At 65.8% G+C, this 2,381-nt stretch carries 2 protein-coding genes; one reads left to right on the top strand and one right to left on the bottom strand.

Translation table 11 applies throughout. The annotated features are described in order from the left end of the window. Positions 1 to 72: 72 nt before the first annotated feature. On the bottom strand, positions 73 to 1,659 hold the full coding sequence (ilvA, locus tag VIR09_RS07190) for a threonine ammonia-lyase, biosynthetic (protein ID WP_332012254.1): 1,587 nt from the start codon (positions 1,657 to 1,659) through the stop codon (positions 73 to 75). A gap of 637 nt (positions 1,660 to 2,296) precedes the next feature. Between ilvA and VIR09_RS31575 the strand changes: the two genes are divergently transcribed. Next, positions 2,297 to 2,381: NADP-dependent isocitrate dehydrogenase (locus VIR09_RS31575; protein ID WP_414639398.1), on the top strand; the 85-nt coding region annotated here is incomplete at its 3' end.

The raw sequence follows: 2,381 nt of genomic DNA, 5'->3' as shown, positions 1-2,381 counted from the left end.
GCGCTGCGCCTGCAGCCGGGCGTGGCCCTGCCGCGCAAGCCCGGCTGCGCGCCGGGCTGAACCCAAGCGCGCTCAGATCAGGAACTGGCGGTAGGCCTCGTTGCCGGTTTCCTCGGTATGGGCGTACCCCAACTGCCGCAGGAACGCGTCCAGCGCTGCGCTGTCCGCCAGCGGCGCCTGGATGCCGACCAGCGCCGAGCTGAACTCAGTGCCCTGGTTGCGGTAATGGAACAGGCTGATGTTCCAGTTGGGCGCCATCTCGGACAGGAACTTCATCAGCGCGCCGGGACGCTCCGGAAACTCAAAGCGGAACAGGCGCTCGCCGGCCGCCAGCGGCGAACGCCCACCCACCATGTAGCGGATGTGCTGCTTGGAGACTTCGTTGTGGCTCAGGTCGCCGACGGAGAAGCCCTGCTCCTGCAGCGCCGCCATGATGTCCGCCGCGTCGCCGCGCCGCGCGATCTGCATGCTGACGAAGATGTGGGCGGTGCGCGCGTCGGCGATGCGGTAGTTGAACTCCGTCACGCTGCGCTGGCCGATCACGCTGCAGAAGCGGCGGAAGCTGCCGCGCTCTTCCGGCACCGTCACGGCGAAGACCGCCTCGCGCGCCTCGCCCACCTCGGCGCGGTCCGCGACGAAGCGCAAGCGGTCGAAGTTCATGTTGGCGCCCGAGGTCACCGCCACCATGGGCTGGCCTTGCACGCCTTCACGTTCCACATACTTCTTCAGCCCGGCCACTGCCAGCGCGCCCGCCGGCTCCAGCACGCTGCGGGTGTCCAGGAACACGTCCTTGATCGCCGCGCAGACCGCGTCCGTATCCACCAGAATGATCTCGTCCAGGTATTCACGGCACAGGCGGAACGTTTCCTCGCCCACCAGCTTGACCGCCGTGCCGTCCGAGAACAGGCCCACCTCGGGCAGATTGACCCGCTCTCCCACCTGCATGGACAGGGACATGGCGCAGGAATCCTCGGTCTGCACGCCGATGACCTTGACGCCCGGGTCCACCGCCTTGATGTAGGTGGCCACCCCCGCCGCCAACCCGCCGCCCCCGATCGGCACGAAGACGGCGTGCAAGGGGCCGGCATGCTGGCGCAGGATCTCCATGCCCACCGTACCCTGGCCGGCGATCACGTAGGGATCGTCGAATGCCGGGATGAAGGTCAGGTCCTGCGCGTTCGCCAGCTTCTGGGCATGGCCAAAAGCGTCGCTATAGGAATCGCCGGCCTGCACCACCGTCACCGTGGGGCCGCCATGCGCCTTCACCGCATCCACCTTCACCTGCGGCGTGGTCTGCGGCACCACGATGATGGCGCGCACGCCCATCCTGGCAGCCGAGATCGCCACGCCTTGCGCGTGGTTGCCGGCGGACGCCGTGATCACGCCCCGCTCCAGCGCCGCCTGCGGCGTGTTGCGCATCTTGTTGTAGGCGCCGCGTACCTTGAAGGAAAAGACCGGCTGGTTGTCCTCGCGCTTGAAGTACACCGGGTTGCCCAGCCGCGCGGACAGGCCGCGGGCGCGGTCCAGCTCGGTTTCGCGGGCAATGTCGTAGATCCTGGCAGTCAGGATCTGCCTCAGGTACTCCATCGGCGAGGCACGGCCGTCCTGGAATGCGGTCGTTGCTGCGGTCTGCTGGGTGGCTTGCGGGGTGTGGTGCATCTGGCTCTCTGCTTCGGTGTGCTGGCCCGGCAGAGGCGGCCACAAAAAACCCGCCTCTTGGGGCGGGTGGCTGTGACTGTTTTGCGGTCGCGCGCTAACCCACCATTCCAGGAATGATGGTAATAATCAGCGAAATGCGGACGGCGCGGAAATTCATGGGGATGTACTTTCCTCCTTGCGCGGCGCTTTGTCAAACGCATGCCGGCGCCCGACGCGCCCCAATTAATACGTCCCCGTTTAATTTGCCGGGCGATTATGCCCTATCCCGGCCGAATCGGCGGGTTTTGCTGCGCAGCAGGCGTAGCACGGTATTACAATGGAAGGTTCATGGCAGTCGCACTTCCCCAGGCGGCCCAGGATCTTGCCGGCAGCGCCGGCACGGAAGCCCAGGCCAGCCATAAAAAAAGGGGCAGGCGCCAGCCATGTTGGGCAGACGCTTACCGACCATTTCCTCCGGGCGCGTCCGCTTAGCCGCCCGCCTTGTCGTTTGCTCAGACCTTGGACGGCAAAGCGAACGCGTCCAGTCCCGGTCGCGCGCCTGCCCATACGAACCCACTCTCCGACAACATCTACCGGCTTCCGGCCGCATAGCATGTTCGGGTTTGCGCCTAGCGCCTGCCGAACAGATTCAAGGATCATGTCTCTTACTCCGAAGATTATCTATACCCTCACCGATGAAGCTCCGGCGCTTGCAACCCGTTCGCTGCTGCCCATCGTCCAGG

Origin of the sequence: Achromobacter sp. (assembly GCF_036567245.1) — a bacterium.
Taxonomy (GTDB): Bacteria; Pseudomonadota; Gammaproteobacteria; order Burkholderiales; family Burkholderiaceae_B; genus Achromobacter.
Note: the sequence above shows the minus strand (reverse complement) of the source record. Positions and strands in the feature narration are given on the sequence as shown.

What these genes read in the sequence shown, in the direction of transcription:
- ilvA (WP_332012254.1), bottom strand. Translation starts at nt 1,659, where the DNA reads ATGCACCACACCCCGCAAGCCACCCAGCAGACCGCAGCAACGACCGCA.